At 71.5% G+C, this 21242-nt stretch carries 12 protein-coding genes and 1 pseudogene; 7 read left to right on the top strand and 6 right to left on the bottom strand.

What is annotated here, in order from left to right; all coding sequences use genetic code 11:
* Positions 1-332: 332 nt before the first annotated feature.
* The 4 genes from ACWD68_RS18225 (at position 333) to ACWD68_RS18240 (ending at position 9117) form a co-directional block, all read left to right on the top strand.
* Positions 333-1754, top strand: a complete 1422-nt coding sequence (locus tag ACWD68_RS18225) for a lipase family protein (RefSeq protein WP_451807438.1) — start codon at positions 333-335, stop codon at positions 1752-1754.
* Between the two features lie 239 nt (positions 1755-1993).
* Positions 1994-2902: a glycoside hydrolase family 16 protein gene (locus ACWD68_RS18230; protein WP_451807439.1), complete on the top strand. Its 909-nt coding sequence runs from the start codon at positions 1994-1996 to the stop codon at positions 2900-2902.
* Between the two features lie 205 nt (positions 2903-3107).
* A complete protein-coding gene (locus tag ACWD68_RS18235) occupies positions 3108-6059 on the top strand; it encodes a hypothetical protein (RefSeq protein WP_451807440.1) in 2952 nt (983 codons plus the stop codon).
* Between the two features lie 262 nt (positions 6060-6321).
* A complete protein-coding gene (locus tag ACWD68_RS18240; RefSeq protein WP_451807441.1) occupies positions 6322-9117 on the top strand; it encodes a hypothetical protein in 2796 nt (931 codons plus the stop codon).
* Positions 9118-9315: 198 nt separating this feature from the next.
* Here ACWD68_RS18240 and ACWD68_RS18245 read toward each other — a convergent pair whose 3' ends face one another.
* From ACWD68_RS18245 to ACWD68_RS18260, 4 genes and pseudogenes are all read right to left on the bottom strand, one after another.
* Positions 9316-10185 (bottom strand): nuclease, encoded by an 870-nt coding sequence (locus ACWD68_RS18245; protein ID WP_451807442.1) that lies wholly within the window; start codon positions 10183-10185, stop codon positions 9316-9318.
* Between the two features lie 402 nt (positions 10186-10587).
* Positions 10588-10700, bottom strand: a pseudogene (locus ACWD68_RS18250) (SAM-dependent methyltransferase); the annotation flags it as partial.
* Positions 10701-10839: 139 nt separating this feature from the next.
* Entirely contained in the window at positions 10840-11670 is an 831-nt protein-coding gene (locus ACWD68_RS18255) for an aldo/keto reductase (RefSeq protein WP_451807443.1), read from the bottom strand.
* A 336-nt stretch (positions 11671-12006) separates the two neighbouring features.
* Positions 12007-13164: a S1 family peptidase gene (locus ACWD68_RS18260; protein WP_451807444.1), complete on the bottom strand. Its 1158-nt coding sequence runs from the start codon at positions 13162-13164 to the stop codon at positions 12007-12009.
* Positions 13165-13629: 465 nt separating this feature from the next.
* Here ACWD68_RS18260 and ACWD68_RS18265 point away from each other — a divergent pair, with 465 nt between their 5' ends.
* A complete protein-coding gene (locus ACWD68_RS18265; protein WP_451807445.1) occupies positions 13630-14793 on the top strand; it encodes a serine/threonine-protein kinase in 1164 nt (387 codons plus the stop codon).
* 251 nt (positions 14794-15044) lie between these two features.
* On the opposite strand, the gene ACWD68_RS18270 is transcribed toward ACWD68_RS18265, so the two are convergent.
* Positions 15045-15326 (bottom strand): glutaredoxin domain-containing protein, encoded by a 282-nt coding sequence (locus tag ACWD68_RS18270; protein ID WP_451807446.1) that lies wholly within the window; start codon positions 15324-15326, stop codon positions 15045-15047.
* 251 nt (positions 15327-15577) lie between these two features.
* On the opposite strand from ACWD68_RS18270, the gene ACWD68_RS18275 reads away from it, so the two are divergent.
* Together ACWD68_RS18275 and ACWD68_RS18280 are read left to right on the top strand one after the other, a co-directional pair.
* Positions 15578-17671, top strand: a complete 2094-nt coding sequence (locus tag ACWD68_RS18275) for a SpoIIE family protein phosphatase (protein WP_451807447.1) — start codon at positions 15578-15580, stop codon at positions 17669-17671.
* Positions 17672-17929: 258 nt separating this feature from the next.
* Positions 17930-18967 carry a YihY/virulence factor BrkB family protein gene (locus tag ACWD68_RS18280; RefSeq protein WP_451807448.1) on the top strand — a complete coding sequence of 346 codons (1038 nt, stop codon included), beginning with the start codon at positions 17930-17932 and terminating at the stop codon, positions 18965-18967.
* Between the two features lie 78 nt (positions 18968-19045).
* On the opposite strand, the gene ACWD68_RS18285 is transcribed toward ACWD68_RS18280, so the two are convergent.
* Positions 19046-21112: a SpoIIE family protein phosphatase gene (locus tag ACWD68_RS18285; protein WP_451807449.1), complete on the bottom strand. Its 2067-nt coding sequence runs from the start codon at positions 21110-21112 to the stop codon at positions 19046-19048.
* Between the last annotated feature and the right edge of the window lie 130 nt (positions 21113-21242).

Here is a 21242-nt window from a genome sequence, read left to right on the forward strand (position 1 = left end):
GGCGGGCTCCGCACTGCGCGCCGCCGGCCGACGGCGCGCAGTGCGCTGTCGGCCTGCCCGCGTCCGTGACGCGGTCGGATGCCGTCGTCCCGCCGCGTCTGCGATGCGAGCGGGTCCGTCGTCCTGCCCACGTCCGCGGTCCGGGCGGGTGCGGTCGTCCCGTCACGTCCGTCTCCGTGCGCCGCCCTTTCCCACGCACCGACCTGCAACCGCCACCCGGAGTCCCCCGGCCGCGGCCAGGCCGGCATCTCACCCGGAACCGGTGTCACCCCATGGACGCCGCAGGCCGCCCGCACGACCCCCACGTTTCGACGAAGCAGGGAGTGAGCCGCATGGAACGACCCCACAGCACCGACCAGCCGCATCCGGCGTTCACCCGACGTCCCCGCACGGAGCGGCCGTTGCCCTCCGCGCATCCCGGAGTCGCCGCGTCGAAGCGAGGCCGCCTCCTCGCCACCGCACTCGCGGCCCTCGCCTGCCTGAGCGTCCAGGCGATCCCCGCCGCGGCCGCCGGCGCGGACGGCGTGGTCTCCCGAGGCGTGACCATTCCCGCCTTCTACACGCCACCCGCGAGCCTCCCCGGGGCCAACGGCGCCCTGATCCGGACCGAGCCCCTGCCGCTCGCCCTCAGCCTGCCCGGACTCGACGGTCCGCTCCCCGGCACCGCGACCCGCCTGATGTACAAGTCCACCGACTCCAACGGCCGGCCCGTCGCGGTGACCGGCGCGTACATCGAGCCCTCGGCCGCCTGGAAGGGCGGCGGCCCGCGCCCCCTGGTGGCCGTGGCCCCGGGCACCATGGGCCAGGGCGACCAGTGCGCCGCCTCCATGGGACTTCAGCACCCGCTCTCCCTGAACGGCGATACGGTGTCGGTCGGTTACGAGGATCTCGCGATCTACCGGCTGCTGGCCACCGGCGCGGCGGTGGTCGTCACCGACTACGTCGGGCTGGGCGCGACCGACCGGCTCCACACCTACGTGAACCGTCTCGACGGCGGCCACGCGCTCCTCGACGCCGTCCGCGCGGCACGCACGCTGACCGGTGCGTCGATCACCTCCGCGTCACCCGTCGGCCTCTTCGGCTACAGCCAGGGCGGCGGCGCCAGCGCGTCGGCGGCCGAACTCCAGCCCTCCTACGCCCCGGACATCACGCTGGCCGGCACCTACTCCGGAGCGCCGCCCGCCAACCTCACCGAAGTGATCAAGGGCATCGACGGCAGTGCCCTCGCCGGTGCCCTGGGCTGGTCCCTCAACGGCTTCCTGCAGGCCGACCCCGAGCTGCGGGCCATCGCCGACGCCCACCTCAACTCCGCCGGGAAGGCTGCCCTGAACGACCTCTCCACGATGTGCGTCGGCGACGCGATCTTCGGATACGCGTTCAAGAAGAGCACGTCGTGGACGACGGACGGCCAGTCCGTCAGCGACATCGTCGAGGGCTCGCCGGAGCTCCGGGCCACGCTCGACAACCAGCGCATCGGCAAGCTCAAGCCGACCAGTCCGGTGCGCCTGGTCACCGGCGTCCAGGACGACATCGTGCCGCACGGCCAGGCACGTCAACTCGCCGTCGACTGGTGCCGCAAGGGCGCCGACATCACCTACGACGCCATCATCCTGCCGAACCTCGGTGACGGACTGCTCACCAACCATGTCGCGCCCCTCATCACCGACCAGGGCGACGCCATCTCCTGGCTGACCGACCGCCTGGCCGGCAAGCGAGCCACCTCCAACTGCTGGACGATGCCCCTGCAGCCCTGAGCCACGCCCCACAGGCCCCGGCGGCACGAACCCAAGCCGCCGGGGCCTGCGGCACGCCATCGGAGCCGGACCATCCGCATCGAGCGGTGTCCGCGGGGTGGTGTTGCCGCTGTCGTGGGGCGAGGATGCTCCATCGCGTGGTGCTCTCCGGCGCGGACGGTGTCCGGGCGGTTGTCGCGGATCTCGCGCGGGGGAGAGCGCCGGTGCTCGCAGGGTGAGGAGCGAGGGAGGCTTTTTTGATGGGGTCACACGCGGCGCCCGGCCTGCGTCGGCGCGCTCTGCTCCTGTCTCTCGGTCTCGTCCTCCTGTCCGGCGCACTGTTCTGGGTTCCCCGCGCCGACGGGGCACCCCGCTCGGCGGACGCCTGTCACGACACGAGCACCGTTCTGCCCCGCGGTGACTGCGGACCGTTCTGGCAGGTCCTCGCGGAGGACTTCAACGGCGACCGGGTGCCGCTGGGTTCGTTCAGCGACTGCGACCACCGCGTCGACACGTCCGGTGCCCACTGCGGCGGGCTGAGCGGTGAGTACCGCGACAACTGGTGGGCCTATCCGGCCGGTTGGGAGGACACCGCGAACGACCGGGGCCGTGACGTCGTCGGTGAGTACCACCCCGAGGACACGGTGAGCGTGGGTCCCGGTGAGAACGGCGACGGGGTGATGCGCATCCGGATGTGGCGCCCCGAGGACGGAGGCCCCGTGCACGCCGCGGCGGTCGTACCGCGTGCCGTGATGCAGATGGCGTACGGCAAGTACAGCGCTCGTATCAAAGTGACGAAGGTGGCTCCCGGATACAAATCCGCGTGGCTGCACTACGGCGGCGGCTGCGAGATGGACCATCCCGAAGGAGAGTGGACCGGCAGTCTCACCGCGTTCCACCATCCGTGCGGAGGGGGAGAACAGGGCTACTTCCCGAGCGACGACGCGTGGACCGAGTGGCACACCGTCTCGACGGAGTGGACACCGGGACATGTGCGCTTCTTCGTCGACGGCAGGCAGACGGGCGAGGACACCCGCGGGGTTCCCTCCGCACCGCTGTCCTGGGTGCTGCAGAACGAGAGCGCGCTCGAAGGCCCCGGCGCGGCGCCCGGCAGCAGCGCCGAACTCGACGTCACCTGGGTGGCCGCCTACACCTACGGGTGGAAGTGACCGGCCGCGCGCGGACGGGCCGTACAGCGGGCACGATCGCGGAACGGTCCGCACACCGCGCCGAGCCGGTGCCCCTTGGGCGCGTCCGATCCGAAAGGCAAGCGGCCGCAATCGCTCAATGAGCGCCTATTAGAGGCAAAGCAGCGTGAATTCACCTGGCCGTTCCTAGGCTCGCCTCCTGTTTCTCAGCGTCCGGGAGGCCCGCGTGCCGCAACCCCATCGGACGGACGAACAAGATCTCGTCCTGCCCTGCGGTTTCGACGACATCGTCCGTGTGATCGACCGCTACGTCGTCGACCGGCGAACCGGCATCCCGCCCAGGCGGCGGGGCTCACGGCACCGGCTGCCCGCCCTGTTGCTCGCCCGCGAGCCCGCGGCCGACACGACCCCGGCGGGCACGACCGCGGCCGGTGTCGCGGCGGCCGACACCGGGCGGGGCGAACCTGATCCGGCGCTCTCGGCCCTGGTGCACGTCTACCACCACCGCCTGGTGCGCCTCACCACCGGTGAGACGGGCCACCTGGCCAGCCTCGCGCCGCACGCGCTGGTCGACGAGGAACTGCTCGCCTGCGACCGCCCCGCGGAGGACGGCGAGGTGCACGAGGGCCCGCACGTACGGCTGTTGGACCGGGTGGCACGCCAACTGCGCACCACCATGCCGGACGGCTCCGGCACTCTGCGGCTCACCGAGTTCGACGCCTGTCTGTCGGTGCTGCGAGCCGACATCGTCCCGGGGGACGTGACGGACGAACGGCGGGCGCTGCGGGACAGGATCTACGACAAGTACGCCTGGAAGTTCGGGTTCGCCGCCGAGGTCACACGCCTCGGCGACGACCTCGGCGCCAAGCAGTGGTCGGCGATCACGAGGGTGGTGACCACACCACTTGCGTGGCTGTGGCGGTGGTCGTACGGCGTACGGATCGACCGCGGCGCCCGCTTCCGGTGGGTCGGAGGGATGCTGGACGAGCCGGGGCGCAGCTTCCTCAACGCCGCGATGTCCCTGCGCGACGCCCATCTGCGGTCCAGGGCCCAGGAGAGGGTCGTTCGAGAGGCACCGGCCGACGCGGGTGCGCCGGCGGCTTCGGCCCTGTCCGCGGTGTCCGCCGTATCGGCCCGTGACGAGGCGGTGGTCCGGCAGGTCCTGCTGACCGCGCTGATTCACGACCTGGCCCGGGCGGCGCGCCCGGGTGTGTGGAGTGTGCGCAGGCCGCGCAGGCGATGGCCCTTCGTCCTGCTGCTGCCGACGGTCGGTGCTGACGACTCCCCGAGCCGCAAGCTCCTGAACTCCTTCTCCGCCGTCTCCGAGGACGTCGGGACCTGCCCGCTGCTCGTGCTGGGCGCCGCCACGGCGGACATCCCGCCGTACGCCGTCGGCCTGCCCCGGCAGGGCCTCCCGTTCCAGGGGGCCCGGCACGGCGACAACGGCACGACGGCCCAGGCGGTGGCATCGCTGCTGGCGGCCGGCGCCTCCGGGCAGCCGGTCGAGGCGGTGCGGGTGGTGCCGCTGTCACGCCTGCCCGACAACGGGACGACGGCCGAACGGCTGGCCGTACAACGGACCGTGCGTTCCCGCGACCGGCGCGCGGGCGACTGGTTCCGTCCCGTCGTGGCCGCTCTGGCGCTGGCGGCGGTGGTCGCGGCCGGACTCCTCCAGGTGCTGAGGGCCGGCGAGCCGCACCCCGGAGCCGGTGCCGGAGCCGACGCCAAATCCCGCACCACCGACACCTGGTGCCCCCGCGTCAGCACGGGCGAGCGCGTCGGGATCACCGACGGCTCCGACCACTGCGAGCTCGCCCATGGCCTGTACGCGCCCGAGTTGCGAGAGCTGGAAGCCCGGCTGGGCCGCCAGAACGCGGCAGTCGACCGGACCAAGCCCTATCGCACCCTGGTCTTCTTCGCCCCGCTGAGCGTCGGCTCCACGTCACGCCGTACCGTGCCCACGGGCTTCCAGATGCTGCGGGGCGCGCTGCTCGCCCAGAAGCAGGTGAACGACCTCAACCTCAAGTCGCAAATGCCGATCCGGCTGCTCGTCGCCAACGCGGGGGAGTACTTCGCCTTCGGATCGCGCGGGGGACTCAACACGACGAACCACACTGATGTGGATGTGGCCCGCATGATCGTCGACCGGATCGACCGGGACCACATCGCCGGCGTCATCGGCCTCACACAGAGCCGTCCGGAGTCCCTTCAGGCGGCCATCGAACTCGATGCCCGGGGCGTCACGGTCCTCGGCACCGGCGTCTCGGGTCAGCCCATGGTCGAAGGCGACTCCCCGGTGTCGTACTTCCAGCTCTCGGCGCCCGACGCACGCGTCGCGCGCATCATGGCGTCGTTCGCCCGGCACTCACCTCGGCTGGCGGCCCTGACCAAGGTCGGTCCGGGGCACACGGCGCCCGCGGCCGTCGTGGTCTTCGACCCCCACGACCGGTACTTCAGCGCGGATCTCAAGAAGCGGTTCACCGACGCCTACGGTTCGGCGGGGCCGGTCTACCCGGTGCCGTACGGCGAATCGGGCAACGACAGCCAGACGCCCTCCGTGGCGGCCGGCATCTGCGCGCTGATCCGCAGGACGGACGGCTTCATCCTCTACGCGGGCCGATCCAGCGTGATGCACGACCTTTTCTACTACCTGCAGAGCGACAAGCAATGCCGTACGCACCAGGGCCGCGTCGCCGTCCTCGCCGAGAGCCCCGCTCCCAATCTCGTGCTGCACCCGGAACTGATGCCGCAGGACTACGGCTCGCTCAGCCTCTTCTACACCCAGTTCAGCCTGCCCGACGCCCAGGGCCCCTTCGTCCGGAGCTTCCGGAAGTCCTTCGACGTCTCCTCCGACAGTGACGCCGCCGCCGGTTACGACGCGGTGAAGGTCTTCTTCAAGGTCATGAACGAAATCTCGGTCACCGACCCGCAGTTCACCCCCAGCGCCGTCGTCACCTTCCTCCAGTCGACCGGAGTCACCGACTACGTAGGAGAGTCGGGGATCATGACCATCGGCAAGGGACACAAGTATCCGGTGGACAAGGAAGTCGACATCCGGGAGATCACCGAGGACGGCACCAAAATCACCGACCTGACGTGCGGGGCGGTGTCCGCGAAGGCCGCAGCGGTGACGCGCTGGGGGCCGTCCGGGAACTTCTTCTGCCCGGAGGACGACTGAGAGCGTCCTGGCGTCACGCGTCCGGGCACGGCCGCCCGGACGCGTGACCAAGGTCGGCCGCCGCACCCCGGCATCCGCGCCGATGCACCGCCTCGCCACGCCGGACGACCCGACTCCGCAACTGTGGACGGGAGTTGAGGTACCGATACGCCGGTGACATGAGGCAACCCATCGGCCTCGCTTTCCGTCCTCGTGGGACGGGGAGAGCGCTTCGGGACCAACGGGGCGACGGGGGCGTAGGCCGACCAGGAGGAGAAGAACCTTGTTCCGTGTCCGGCGAATAGGGGTCGTCGCTGCGGTGTTGCTCGCAGCGGTCGCAGGATCGCCAGGATCGACCCAGGCAGAGGAGACCGCAGCCGGTTCCGCGCGATCCGCGGGACCCGCGTCCTCGGACTCCGACGGCGGGCCACCGGCCGGCTGGAGCGTCACCGGCGAGGGAGCGGCGCGACAGCTGGTCTGGCGCGCGGACGCACCGGTGCCCGTCACCGACGCCGGCGTCGCGTTCTATGCCGGGGACCGTCTCCTGGGCCGGCCCGTCGGCGCGCCGGACGGCCGCTCCTTCCGGCTCACACTCGGCGCGGCACCGCTCGGTGACCCCTCGGACCTCCGGGTGCGGGCCGGCGGGCGGCGCCTGGACGCGGCGGGCGCCGAGCAGGACCCGCCCTCCGGGCAGCGGCCCGGAGTCACCGGCCGGCCCTCGACCCGGCTACCCGCCAACGCGGTCGACCCGGGGAAGCCGGGCACCTACCGGACCGCCACCGGTGACTACTCGCTCGCCGCGGTGCGCCTGCCCGGCCTCCCCGCGCCCGTGGAGATGCGCGCGGTGGTGGTCGCGCCCACGAACGCCACGGGACACCGTCCGCTGGCACTGTTCCTGCACGGCCGCCACGCCACCTGTTACACCGGTCACGGCGACGAGGTCGGCGGCGAGTGGCCCTGCCCCGCGGGCTCGAAACCGATACCGAGCCACAAGGGCTACCTCAAGGCCCAGAAGCTGCTGGCCTCGCAGGGATACGTGACCGTGTCCATCTCCGCCAACGGCATCAACGGACAGGACTACGCGGCGGAGGACGGCGGCGCGCAGGCCCGATCGTCCCTGGTGCGACAGCACTTGGCCCGCTGGGCGGACTGGGTGGCGCACCCGTCGTCCGCACCCGGGATCGTACGGCGGGTGGCGCCCGCCGACCTGTCGCGCGTCCTGCTCGTCGGCCACTCGCGAGGCGGCGAGGGCGTGAACCGGGCCGCCATGGACAGCCTGTACCGCGCCCCCGCCGACCAGGACGGCTACCGCGGCCCCGTGCGTTGGCACATCCGGGGCACCGTGCTGATCGGCCCCACCATCTTCGGGCAGAACCCGACCCCCGACGTGCCGTCGGCGACGATCCTGCCCGGCTGCGACGGCGACGTCTCCGACCTCCAGGGCGAGATGTACGTGGACGCGACACGCGGTGTCAGCCGTGGCGCCGCCCTGCACAGCGCCGTCTACGTGGTCGGCGCCAACCACAACTTCTTCAACACCGAGTGGACGCCGGGCCAGGCCCAGGCACCGGCGGACGACGACTTCTGGACCGGGGACGAGCGGGACCGGGTCTGTTCGCCGGGCACCGCGACGAGGCTGACGGCCCGTCAGCAGCAGTCCGTCGGCGCGACCTACATCGCCGCCGCCGCACGGCTGTTCGTCGCCGGCGACGACCGTGTACGACCGCTGCTCGACGGTTCGGGGCGACGCGCACCCTCCGCCGACCCGGCGCGCGTTCTCACCCACGCGGTCGGCGCCCGCCGTACTCCGGCGTTCCTGCCGGACGGACCGGTCTCCGTCGACGGCGGCCGGCTGTGCGCCGAGGTGGACGACGACGACTCCGCCGCGTGCCTCAACTCCGATGCGAACGGCCTCTCGCCGCACTTCGCCCACTGGGAGACATCGAAGGAGCCGGGCCGGCGCGCCGTGGCCCTGCGGTGGACGGCTGCCGGTTCCGCGGTCCGGGTCCGCTCCTCGAGGCCGGTCTCGCTCGCCGGGGCCGAGGCCCTGGCACTGCGCCTGATCGTTCCGCCGAACACCAGGGACACCCAGTTCGACGTCGCCCTGACCGACGCGTCCGGCCACCGGGCGACCCTGGGGCGCGTTCACCTCGACGGCCTGCCCGGAACCGATCGCACCGCCTCCCACTGGGGCCAGGAGGTCCGGGTACCCCTGACCGCCGCCACGCGAGCGGGGATCGACCCGCACCGCGTGACCGCCCTGGAGCTGATCCCGCGCACCCGGTCCGGGCGGGCCTGGCTCATCGACTCGTGGGGATGGCGCGCCGGTACTCCGGCCGTCCGGCCCGCGGCGCTGCCGCGCGTCGACATCGGCCGGCTGACCGTCAAGGAGGGCGACACGGGTGTTCGGACCTACCAGGTGCCGGTGAAGGTCTCCGGTCACGGGAGCGGCAGGCTCCGCCTGTTCGTCGCGGACCCGGTCACCGGCCGGACCACCTCGCGCGAGGTGACCGTACGGCCCGGCGGCCACGGCCCGGATGTGAAGGTCGAGGTCCGGGGCAACACACGGTTCGGCTACGACATGTCGCACGACGTCTTCGTGAAGGCGGTCCACGGTGCGGTGATCGGCGCCCACCGTGGCGGGGTCATCGCCAGGAACGACGATCCGGTGCCCACCATCAAGGTGACCCCACCCTCCGCCCGGGCCGCCGAGGGCGGGAGCCTGACCTGGCGGATGTCCCTGTCCGCGGCCGCCGACGCGGACATCCAGGCCGGCGTCGCCGTCCTGCCCGTCACCGGCGGCGCCGAACTGTCCACCACCGACGTCGATCCCCAGTGGCTGCGGGAGAACTCCGGCGAGGCACCCCGGCCGTCACGGCCGCTGTCCCAGTTGAGAGGGCTGTTCGTCGTCGCCGATTTCCCTGCCGGCCGGACGACCGCCGAGATCACCATCCCCACGATCACGGACACGGTGACCGAGCCGGAGGAGAAGGTACGGCTGCGCCTGACCATCTACGACGAGACCGGTGAGTCGCACGACGGGCCGGAGTTCACCGGCACGGTGCACGACCCCTCGTAGGCCCGGTACCACCCCGCGCGCCGACCGGACCCGGATCCACGGGGGGACCCGGGCCTCCGGCCGGTCGGCGCGCGGGACAGGCGCCCCCGCTCGCGCGAGCCGCGTGCCGGCCCGCTCCGCACAGGCGGGCGACGCCGCGCCGGACCTGCCGGCAGGCGGCACGGATGGATCCCCCGAGAGGTGTGGACGCGGGAGCGCCTACTTCTCGTCGAAGACGAGGTCCTCCGAAGGGCGGTTGAGCCGCACGGTGTCGCCGTTCGTGACCTCCACGACCGTGTCGAAGCCGGTCCACTGCCCGGTGGAGAGGACGAACAGCCGGTCCTCGCGCTGTTCCAGGTAGGGGCGGAAGCCCTCCAGGGACGGGTCGCCGTCGTTGAGCTGGAGATAGTCCGCCAGACGCCGGAAGAGCTTGGGCAGCAGCACCGCGGAGTCGGTCAGTGTGAGCCGCCCCTCCACCTTCGCCCCGCTCTGGGTCTGGTCGGCCGGCCACAGCCCCCGTCCGTCCCGACGGGCCTGCCGCGCCGCCCCGGACAGCTCCTCACGGAGGTCGACGAACAGGTTGCGGTAGAAGGTCGGGTAGGCCAGGCCCTCGGTGAGCTGGTGGTGGTTGGCGGTCTGCCGAAGGTGCTCGGTGGTGACGGTGACGAGCCCGCCACTGGCATTCGGAGCGTCCGTCCCGCGGCCCGCGAGAGCCACACAGCGCCCGTGGACGTCCGCGTTGCGGGTCAGGATGTACCCGGGTACGGATTCGGGCACACTGCGCTTCACGATTCCATTGGCACCGCGCTCCACCTCCGTGATACCCAGCCAGTCGAGCAGCGCTTCCGCGGCCCGGCCGGCGAACGGGGCCGGCTGATGGAGTTCGGGCCCGTGCGGCGGCCTGTAGTGGGTCTCCAGAGTGTCGATCCCGTCGAGCCTGAGCTGGGCCCCGCCGGCCCGGTTGCGGCGCACCTTGCGTCCGCGCAGCAGATCCCACTCCCCGGGATCGTCCGGAATGAACCGGACCGAGTCGCCGTCGGGGCTGGCCCCGGCAATCTTGTACGAGCCCTTGATGAGCAGCATCGGCATGGCAGTTCCCCCATCGCTCGCAACGCCCCCTCCACGATGACCCGCCGGGCGTCCCGCCGCACCGCTACGGACGCGATGGGGACCCGAAGTCATGCAATCAGCTGACCGGGGCGCGGCGTCCGGCCGGACGCCGCGTACGACCGGCCGCTCCTGTCCCGCACGACGCCGGGCCGTGCCGCATCGCCTACGACGGGGCCCGGTCCCGCCCCGCCTGCCACCGGGGGGCGGAACCTGAAGTGACGTCGTGTACGGAGGTGCCCCTCGGCGCCACAGGTCGTACGCCCTTGCGGGCGGGGCCGGTTGACGACTTGGGTGACCACTCGGCGGACCGGATCAATTCCTCAGGCGCGGCGTGCGGCCCACACCGTGCGCTCGGTGCGTACCGTCAGGTCGTCGCGCCGCCCAGTCGGCGCCGCGGTGCGGCACCTGCCCGGCGTGGTGCCGGTCGAGTGCGGCGTGACACGTTCCTCGAGACCCGGACGGCCTTCGGGGGCGTCTTCGGGCAGGAACCTGGGGCGGTTCGGGAAGCCCCGGCGGTCCGGTCGCTTCCGTGCGCGCAACGCAACACCCGTCCGGCCGCCCTTTGTCGGCGCCGCCTTCCTCCGCACCTGCACCCCGGTGCGGAGGCCTGACACGAGCTCCGTCGCCGAGCCCTCAGAACTCCTCGTGCGTCGTCGGGTCGCCGCCCAGGCGCTGCCGCGGATGGTCGGAGACGGCCTCCATCTCGGCGGGGGTCAACTCGAATCCGAAGATGTCGAGGTTCTCCCGCTGCCGCCCGGCGTCCGAGGACTTGGGGATCGGGACCGCTCCGAGCTGTGTGTGCCAGCGCAGGACGACCTGGCCGGGTGTCACGCCGTGCGCCTCGGCGATCTTCCCGAGCGCCGGTTCGTCCAGGAGGCTGGTGCCACGGCCCAGGGGGCTCCAGCTCTCCGTGACGATGCCCTTGTCGGCGTGGAAGGCGCGCAACTCGTCCTGGGGGAAGTAGGGGTGCAGCTCGATCTGGTTCACCGAGGGCAGTACTCCGGTCTCCCGTTCCAGCCGGGTGAGATGGTCGGCGGTGAAGTTCGAGACGCCGATCGAACGCACCAGACCGTCGTCGCGGAGCTTGATCATCGCCTTCCACGAGTTCACGTACTGGTCCACGCGCGGCAGCGGCCAGTGAATGAGGTAGAGGTCGACATAGGAGAGCCCGAGGCGGCCACGGGACTCCTCGAAGGAGGCGAGGGTCTCGTCGTAACCGTGATGCCGGCCCGGTAGTTTGGTGGTGACGACGATCTCCTCGCGCGGCACGTCGGCGCGGGCGATGCCTCGTCCGGTGCCGGTCTCGTTGCGGTAGTTGGTCGCCGTGTCGACGAGTCGGTAGCCGATGCCGAGCGCCCGGCTCACGGCCTCCTCGGCCTGCGCGTCGTCCATCGGCCAGGTGCCCAGGCCGACAGCCGGGATCTTCGTACCGTCATGGGCCGTGTGGGCCGGGATGCTGATCACGGGGAGCCTTTCCGAATCTGCGAGGGGGTACGTCCCCATCGTGCACGGCCGTCGCCGTCGCCGTCGTGGCGACGCGGGTGCGGGCCGACACATGAAGAGGGACAGAGCAGCGGGAGGGCGATCGCGTTCGGCAGGGCCCCTGAGAGGTGTGCGACAGACTCGCGGCGCGGTCCGCCGCACGCCTGGCGAGTGCCCGGAGTTCCCGGGTGGATGTCCGAACCGAGTTCCGTGCGAGGGCCCGCCGGCTCCGTCGGCGGGCCCTCGCCTTGCTGGGGAAGCGTCCAAGTAGCCGCTGCACCGGCCTGCTTCAAGGGGCGGGGGGTCGGTGCGGTCGGGTCACGCGGTGTGGAGTGTGAGCCCGTAGCGGCTGAGGATCTCGTTCACGGGCTGGTACCAGGTCTCGCCTCCGCTGCTGCAGTTGCCCCAGCCCCCGGAGGTGACGCCCTGCGCCTGGTCGCCGCTGATGAACGAGCCGCCCGAGTCGCCGGGTTCGGCGCAGACGCTCGTCTTGGTCATCTGGTGCACCGCGCCCTGGCTGTAGTTGACGGTCTCGTTCTTCGCGAGGACGTTGCCGCAGTGCCAGTGCGAGGTCGAGCCGGAGCGGCAGATCGACGCTCCGATGGGGGCCTCGCGCGAGCCGCGGACGAGCTGGTCGGAGACGGTGCCCCAGCCCAGGACGACGGGAACCGTCCACCAGCCGCTGCCCACGTTGACCCAGGCGTAGTCGTTGTCCGGGAACGAGGAGCCCTGGAAGTTGCCGATGTAGCTGCCGTCCCAGCCGCTGACGCCCGCGCTCGGCCGGCCGCAGTGGCCCGCCGTGACGAAGCCGCCGTACACGGAGAAGCCTATGGAGCAGCGGACGTTGCCGGTGTAGTAGGGATCGCCGCCCACCGTGCCCGCCGCGAAGGTGCTCGGCGCCTTGTCGGTCTGCCGAACGGTGACGGGACCCGACGCACCGGCGCGGGCGACGAAGTCCTGGACATCGTTGTCATTCTTGTGTGCGGAGACCACGCTGATGACGACCGTGCTGGACTTGGGGTCGACGTGCCAACTGCCCACGCCGGCCGGTGCGTCGAGCGCGTCGATGCGTGCCATGGTGGCGTCGAGCTGCTTCTGGCTGTGTTTGACGAGCGTGACCTGGGCGCCGGTCGCCTCCACGGCCTCGCGCGAGGCCGCCCTGGTGAGGGCGACCACGAGCCGGCCGCTCTTCACGTCGAACCAGGAGCCGCCATACGAGGTGCCGGCCACGCGCCGGGCGGTGCGCTCGACGCCGCGTGCCGCTGTCTCGTCGGCGAGCCTTGCGGTCGCCTGCTCCTTGGTGAGTCCGAGGTCCTTCCGCATGGCCGCGATCAGCGCCGACGAGGCTGGTGCCCGGTGCGTCGGGGCCGCGGCGAGGGGGGCGTCGTCGGCCTCGGCCTGGGTGAGTCCGACGGCCGCGGCGGTGACGAGTAGTGCCGCCGATACGGCGGCACGCAGAACTGTAGTGCTTCTCAAGGGAGTTGCCTTTCGTCGATCCGATGGTCGGTGAGTGGGGCGAAGGGCAGGAGAGAGCGCTCTCAGAGTTGCGTGGAAGAGGGTAGTGGGTGACGGTAGACAGGTCCACGCCAATGCACGTCCGCTCTCTCGGCGTTCGTCCCGGAGTGCGGAGGCTCGTTCGGAATCGTTCGGGAGTCCTCCTCGGCGGAAGACCGGGCGAGAGGCCGGAATCCTCCGCCGCGTCCGATTCCGTACGTCCTCGTCGGAGGTCTCCCGACCGCCTTCCGGTGTCACATTCAGTCAGCGTCCGGTGCCACTGCGACCGCTTCTCCGCGATCTTGAGGCCGAGGATGAACAGCGTCTGATCACCGCCGTGTTGGCAGTAGGCTCAACCTGCTGCGGCGCCCCGATGATCACTCCTGCTCGGTAGGGCATTGACCCGTGGCGATCGACGGATCTCAACGGCGTGAGGATGAAGTACACGTGCTGATAGCGGGGCGGTATCGGCTGCACACCACTCTCGGGCGGGGCGCGATGGGGGAGGTGTGGCGGGCGCACGACGAGATGATCGGCCGGTCCGTGGCCGTGAAGCTGCTCCTCTCCCAGGACGCCGACCCGACGGCCGCGGCCCGGTTCCGTCTGGAGGCGCAGACCGCGGGCCTGTTGAACCATCCTCATGTGGTGGGCGTCCTGGACTTCGGGTCGTACGAGAACCGGCTCTTCCTCGTGATGGAGCTGGTCGAGGGCGACAGCCTCGCCCATGTTCTCGCCACCGCCGGGACGCTTCCCGCCGAGCAGGTCGCGCGGATCGCGGCCCAGGCGGCCGCGGGTCTCGCCGCCGCCCATCAGCAAGGCATCGTGCACCGGGACATCAAGCCCGGCAATCTGATGCTGGACGCCGAAGGCAGCGTCAAGATCGGCGACTTCGGAATCGCCCGCTTCCTGGACGACCCGGCGGGCGGTCTCACCGCGACCGGGCAGATCGTCGGTACCAGCCTGTACCTCGCACCCGAGCGGGCCCTGGGCAAGACCGCCGGGCCGCCGTCCGACATGTACTCCCTCGGCTGCGTCCTGTACCAACTCCTCACCGGTCGGCCGCCGTTCCAGGCCAACAGCCCGGTCGCGGTCCTCCATCACCACCTCGACACCGCGCCCACACCGCCCCGGGAACTCGGCGCCGACCTGCCGCCCGCCTTCGAGAACTATCTGCTCGGCCTTCTCGCCAAGCAGCCCGACGACCGGCCCACCGCCGTACAGGCGGCCGCCTGGTACAGCACGGGGGCCTGGCAGGGGCGTCCCGAGCCGCTCCCGCCCGCGGTGCCGGAGCCCAGACGCCACCGGCAGGACCCCAGAGCCACCGGCCCCGCGACCACGTACGCCCTGCCGTCGGTGTCGCGGGACGCCTCCGGAGGCCACCGGTCACGCCGACGCCGGCGTCCGGGAGTCGGTGAGCTCCTCGGCCACCGGTCGCGAGCGGTGGGCGCGGCTGCCGGAGTGGTGGTGGTCTTCCTGCTGGCGGTGCTCGTGGGCGTGGCGTGGTTCTCGCCCGACAGCAGCTCCGCGGAGACACCGCGGCCCGGCCCGAGCGCCGCGGTGGAGACAACTCCCGCGGCGACCGCGTCGAACGGCTCTCCCGCGGGTTCGTGACCGGCGGGACGGACAGTGAGGGCAGCGGTCCTGCCTCGGGCAGGGGACCGTTCGTGAGCGGGACTCCGTCCGCGGTGCACGGCAGCCGGAAGCGGCGACGCAGCGGCACGCCGTCCCGCTCCTCCGGCGGCGGTCCCGCCCGCCGCGGGCCCTCGCCGAGGAGCCGGGGACGCAACCGACGCGCGCCCCGTGCGGCATATCCCGAGGCGCGGACGTCGGCGAGTCCAAGGGAGTGAGGCCAGGGGAGTGGGTCAGCGCCTGCCCTTGGACAGCAAGTGCGGCGCGCGCGTCGCGACCGCCTTCATGAGCTGCCGCTTCGACGGGTTCACCATCGCGGTGCCGGCCAGGGTCACGGTCGGGACGGTCTCGTTGCCCTGCGCGACCGAGCGGACGAAGGCCGCGGCCTCGGGGTCCGCCCAGATGTTTCTCTCGGTGTACCGCAACCGGCTGAAGCGCAGCCGCAGTCGCAGTCTCATGCAGTACGGGCACAGCGGCCGCCAGTAGACGACCACGCCCTCGTCGTTCCCGGTCACCCGTTTCCCCCTTGATCGTCACGGCGCTCGGGGCAGCGTAGACGAGCGAGGCGTCGGTGCCCAGCGGATGCGGAAGGAGAGTGGAGCCGGGCCGGCGGACGCAGAACGCCCCTGCGCGGGGGTGGATCCCTTCGCTTCAGCGGGGGAAATCGACGCACGCCGGTACTCCGGTCGCGCGACGCGCTCGAAAGAATATGGTGGAACTCTGACAAACCGGATTGCATAGGCGGGTAACGGTCTACGGAAGTGTCATGGATGTATCGCTGGGCGGACATGGCCGACCGGGTTCGGAGCTGGACGAAGCGGTTATCGGGGCTCTCTTCACCGAGTCCCCCGTAGGTCTTCATGTCCTGGACACGCAGCTGCGGCTGGTGCGATTCAACACGGCGGCCCGCTTCGCCCGGGCGTTCGCCCTCGATGAGGCGCTGGGCCGCCATCCGAGGGAATGGGCCGGTGATTTCTACTCGGGCGCGTACGAGGCGACGCTGCTCGAGGTGCTGGACACAGGCGTGCCCTCTCTGGACGTGGAGGTGCGGGGCCACCTGAGTCCCGGTTCGCCCGAGCTCGTGCTGTCGGTGTCCTGCTTCCGGCTGGAGGACGCCGCGGGGGGAGTGCTGGGGCTGGCGACGGCGGTCTTGGACATCACCGAGCGGCAGCGGGCACGATCGCGCCTGGATCTGCTGGAGCGGGCGAGCGGGCGCATCGGCACGACGCTGGACATCTTCCGTACGGCGCAGGAGTTCGCCGACGAGATGGTGCCCGCGCTGGGCGACGGAGTGGTGGTCGAAGTCCTGGACTCCGTCCTGCGGGGCGAGGTCTCCGCACCGGGGACGATCATGGAGTACGGGGCCCTGCGGTGTACGGGCCGTCGTTCCGTGGACCCGGAGGCCGAGCGGAGCCTTCCCTCCATCGGCGAGGCGATCGGCCTTTCCGCGGCGACGCCCTTCGCCCAGAGTCTGTCCGACCTCCGCCCACGCATCGTCCCGCACCTGAGCTCGGACGCCGACTGGCTGGTGCGGGAACCGGTGCGGGGGCGCCGTATGGTCGAAGCGGGGGCGCATTCGCTGCTGGTGCTCCCCTTGGCCGCCCGCGGCTCAGTGGTCGGGGTGGCGCACTGCTACCGGGCTCGCACCGCGCACGCCTTCGACGACGGCGAGCTCGCGCTGGCGGCCGATCTCGCCGACCGCGCGGCCCTGTGCCTGGACAACGCCCGGCTGTACACCAGGGAGCGATCGGCCGCCCGCATCCTCCAGCTCAGTCTGCGACCGGCCCGGGTCGCCGGTCACGCCGCGGTGGAGACCGCCTACAGCTATTGCCCGCTCGGCGCCGGCGGTGACTGGTTCGATGTCATCCCTCTGTCCGGGGCGCGGGTGGCCCTGGTGACGGGTGACACGCCGGGCCGGGGCCTCCGGGCCGCCGCCACCATGGGCGAGGTGAGGGCGGCGATCAGCGCGCTGGCCGTTCTCGACCTGGCACCCGAAGAGGCCCTGGAACGGCTGCACGCCCTGGTGACCCGTCTCCGCGGTGAGCGGCCTCGGCTGCAGGACGCCGCAGCCGACGACGAGACCCAGAACCCCACCTGTCTCTACCTCGTCTACAGCCCCATCACCCGCCGCTGCTCCGTAGCGAGTGCCGGGCATCCGCCTCCGGTGCTGGCACGCCCCGACGGGACCGCCGAGTACGCCGTGGTGTCCACCGGGCCGGCGCTCGGCCGTGGTCTTGCGAAGTACGGCACGGCCGAGTTCGAGCTCGCCGAGGGCAGCGTCATCCTGCTGTCCAACACCGCCATGCTGCGTGCCGTCTCGGAGGACCCGGAGGAGCAGTTGACCCGCGTCAGCGACGCGTTGCTGCCGGCCGACCGGCCGCTGCAGGAGATCTGCGACGAGGTGCTCTACAAGCTGACGCCCGAGCATGTGGACAACGACGCGGTCCTGCTGCTGGCCCGTACCCGAGCCCTGGGACCGGACCAGGTCGGATCGTGGACGGTGCCCAACGACCCTGCGGCCGTTGCCGAGGCGCGCTCCCGCACGGAGCGCCAACTGGCGGCCTGGGGCCTGGAGCAGCACGCCTTCACCACCACCTTGGTGGTCAGCGAACTCGTCACCAACGCGGTCAGGTACTCCGACGGCCCCATCGAAGTGCGTCTCATCCTCGAAGGCCCCGTCATCGTCTGCGAGGTGAGCGACGGCAGCAGCACGGCGCCGCACCTCCGGCATGCCGAAGAGGCCGATGAAGGCGGCCGGGGCCTCTATCTCACCTGGCAGGTCAGCCGGCGCTGGGGGACCCGGCCCGAGGCTCGCGGGAAGACGATCTGGGCGGAGATCGCCCTGTCCGAGGACGACTGAGCCGCCGATCAGGGACAGGGCGACGATGCCCGCCTCGGCGACGCGAAGCACTCGTCCCTCAACCGGGAGAGTTCCGCACGGCGTTCGGCGGTGAGCAGGTCCCCGTCGAGGCCGCGGGCCACGCCCGACGCGACCATGAGCAGTTCGGTACGGAGGTACTCCGGATCCGGCTAGAACTCCTCCGTGGTCCAGTCGCCGCCCACGTGGGCGTGACCGCGAGACCAGAAGGGACCACTGACATCGAACGTGGACCGTGGGGTGACGAGGAGTCATGCCCGGCCGTGTCGCCCCCGCCGCCCGGACGACCGTCCGTTAGGCTCGCAGCGCCACACCGGGCCCGAGTTCACGGAGGACAGGACGGCGGGGATCAATCGCGAGCGCCTCGTCAGAACGCTGACGTTCTGGCTGCGTCCCGCCTTCGCGTTGCGGGTCATCAGCCGGTTCCAGAGGATCGTGGGCTTCGACCGCTCGATGGCTCTGGCATCCAGTGCGCTCACCGCGATGATCCCGCTCACCATCCTCTGCGGTGCCGTGCTGAGCAACTTCTCGGACTACGACGCCGCCGAGCGCATCATCAAGCGCTACAGCCTCACGGGGAAGGGCGCCGAGGCGGTCCGGTCACTTCTCTCCCCCGAGGGCACCAGCACGAGCGTGGGCGTCTTCGGAAGCCTGTTCCTCATCATCTCCGTGCTGAGCTTCGCGCGCGCCTCGCAGCGACTGTTCGAGCAGACATGGCAACTGACGCCGCTGAGCGTCCGCAACACGCGGAACGGTCTGTGGTGGATCCTCGCGCTCGCCGGCTACGCGGCGGTCACCGGCTGGCTCCACGCGGCCCTCGGGGGAAGCAAGCTGGAACTGCTGGCCGCGGTGGGCGAGATTCCGGTGAGTGTCGCCTTCCTCGTCTGGAGCGGCTGGGTCCTGTCCGCGAAGCGGATCGCCTGGCGGGACCTGCTGCCCTTCGGCATCACCGCGGGCGCTCTGACCGCGGTCTATTCGGTGGGCGCGACCATCTACCTCCCGCGCCTGTTCAACTCCTACGCCGCGCGGTACGGAGCGGTCGGCGCCGTCTTCGCGATGATCTCGGCGCTCTTCGCCGCGATGTTCGTCATCGTCGCGTCGGCGGCCCTCGGGCGTGAGATGCGGGCGGAGCTCGTCCGGATCCGCGCGGGCGACCGCCCCTCCGACGACGAGGTCCGCCGACAGTGGGACAGGGTGGTCGAACAGACGCGGTCGCGGTGGCGCACCACACGCGAGCAGGTCTCCCACTACCGCTCCAAGGACGCGAAGAAGCCCTAGGCCGCACCGGCACGTGCCCGCCATGAGCTGCCCAGGTGGCGACCCCCGTCCGGCGGCCCGGGACCGGCCGTCGTACGGCTAGGTCGCGCGGGCGACGAGGAGGGCGACGTCGTCGTGGTCGTCGGAGTTGCGCAGGCCGTACAGCAGGAGGTCGCAGATCTCCTCGAGTGGCCGGCGCGGTTCGTCGAGGAAGCTGAGGAGGACGTTCAGGCGGTCGTCGATGGGATGGAGCCGGGTCTCGACGAGACCGTCCGTGTAGAGGACGAGCAGGTCGGCGGGGTTGAGTTCGACCGTGGTGGTCTCGAAGGGGATGCCGCCGACGCCGAGCGGGGCTCCCGTCGGCAGGTCCAGCAGCACGGGGGCGGTGTCCGGACGGGCCAGGGCGGGCGGCATGTGCCCGGCATTGGCGATACGGCACTCCCTCGTGCGGGGGTCGTACACGGCGTAGAGACAGGTGACGATGTAGTGCTCCAGATCGCACGTGATCTTGTCGAGGTGCTGGAGCACGTCGCCGGGCTCGAGGTCGAGGTCGGCGTAGGCGCACGTGGCGGTGCGCAGCCGGCCCATGGTGGCGGCGGCGTCGATGCCGTTGCCCATGACGTCGCCGACGACCAGGGCGGTCCGTTCGTCGGCCAGCGGTATGACGTCGTACCAGTCGCCGCCGACTTCGCTGGTGGCCTGGGCGGGCTGGTAGCGGGAGGCGACCTCCAGACCGTTCAGGTGCGGTGGGTGTTCGGGCAGCAGGCTGCGCTGGAGGGTGACGGCGGTGTTGCGCACGCTCTGGAACCAGCGGGCGTTGTCGATGGCCACGGCGGCGCGGGTGGCCAGCTCGGTGGCGAGGACCACGTCGTCGTCGTCGAAGGGGAGCGGGTTTCGGGTGCGCTTGAGGTCGAGGGCGCCGAGCACCTCGCCGTGCGCGATCAGCGGAACGGCGAGATACGAGTGGACCCCGGCCCGGGCCAGCAGGGCGGTGCCCTCGGCGTCGCGGGCGATGCGCGGCAGATCGTGCTCGCCGACGTGCCGTACCAGGACCGGCCTGCCGGTGTGGACGCACAGGGTCACCATGCGGTCACCGTCGTACGCGGCCAGATCACCGGGGGGATCGGCGGCGCGCAGGGCCACGGTGGGGTGGGACGCCTTGAGAGCCAGCGCGCGGAAGAACTCCGGGCCGTTGTCCGGTCGGCGCTTGCGGCGGCACGCCAGGGCGGAGTCGAGGACGTCCACGGCGACCACGTCGGCCAGCTCGGGGGTGGCGATGTCGGCCAGCTCGCGGGCGGTCTGCTCCACCTCCAGGGTGGTCCCGACGCGCGTGGAGGCGTCGGCGATGAGCGCGAGGCGCCGCCGCGCCCGGTCGGCCTCGGCGGCCGCGCGATGGCGTTCGGTGACATCGACGACCGAGGCCGCCGCGCCAAGGACCCGCCCGCCGGGGTCCTCCAGCCGGTAGAACGACAGGGACCAGGCATGCTCGTGCTCGGGATCGGCCGGTGGACGGCCCACGTGGTACTGGTCGAGCAGCGGCGTCCCCGTGGTGAGCACTTGCCGCAGCGCGGACTCGACGGTGTCCACGTCGGGAAAGGGCAGCGTCTCCCGCAGATGACGCCCGATGTGGTCCTCCGCGGGGATGCCGTCGATCCGTTGCAGCGCCGGGTTGACCATGAGGTAGCGCAGGTCGGGGTCCATCAGGGCCAGACCGATCGGGGACTGGTTGATCAGCTGTTCGCACAGGGCCAGATCGGTCTCCACACGCTGGAGCAGGGTGTGGTCGGCCGCGATGCCGAGGGCGTAGACGTCCCCCAGGTCGTCCAGGAGCCGCATGTTGCGGAACTCCATCAGCCGGGTGCTGCCGTCCTTGTGCCGGATGGGGAAGGCACCGGCCCAACTGCGACCCGTCTCCAGCACGTCGGCGAACAGCTTCGTGACGGACTGCAGGTGTTCGGGGTGGATGATCAGGCGCGCCGCGTACTTGCCGAGGGCCTCCTCCGCCGTGTAGCCGATGAGCTCCTCGGCCTGGGGGGTCCAGAACACGATGCGCCCCTCGGCGTCGAGGACCATCGCGCCCACACTGAGCACATCCAGCAGGCCGGTCGGCCGGATCGACTGTGGTTCGTAGCCTCCACTGCCGGTCTGCGAGGAATCGGCTTTCATCCCTGGCCCTCCTCCGCCGGCCGGCGCGGTGTGCCGGGCTTCGTCGCCGTTGCCGCGCACCTGCGTGCCGACCCCGGCCCTTCCATGCTGCGCCCTGCCCTCGGCCTTGCCCACTCCAGAGCGGCGCCTT

The sequence above is a fragment of the Streptomyces sp. NPDC005141 genome, from assembly GCF_053599975.1.

Bases quoted from the DNA above. Each gene is read 5' to 3' on its own strand.
- ACWD68_RS18225 (WP_451807438.1), top strand. From the start codon at position 333: ATGGAACGACCCCACAGCACCGACCAGCCGCATCCGGCGTTCACCCGA.
- ACWD68_RS18275 (WP_451807447.1), top strand. From the start codon at position 15,578: ATGGATGTATCGCTGGGCGGACATGGCCGACCGGGTTCGGAGCTGGAC.
- ACWD68_RS18245 (WP_451807442.1), bottom strand. From the start codon at position 10,185: ATGCCGATGCTGCTCATCAAGGGCTCGTACAAGATTGCCGGGGCCAGC.
- ACWD68_RS18230 (WP_451807439.1), top strand. From the start codon at position 1,994: ATGGGGTCACACGCGGCGCCCGGCCTGCGTCGGCGCGCTCTGCTCCTG.
- ACWD68_RS18285 (WP_451807449.1), bottom strand. From the start codon at position 21,112: ATGAAAGCCGATTCCTCGCAGACCGGCAGTGGAGGCTACGAACCACAG.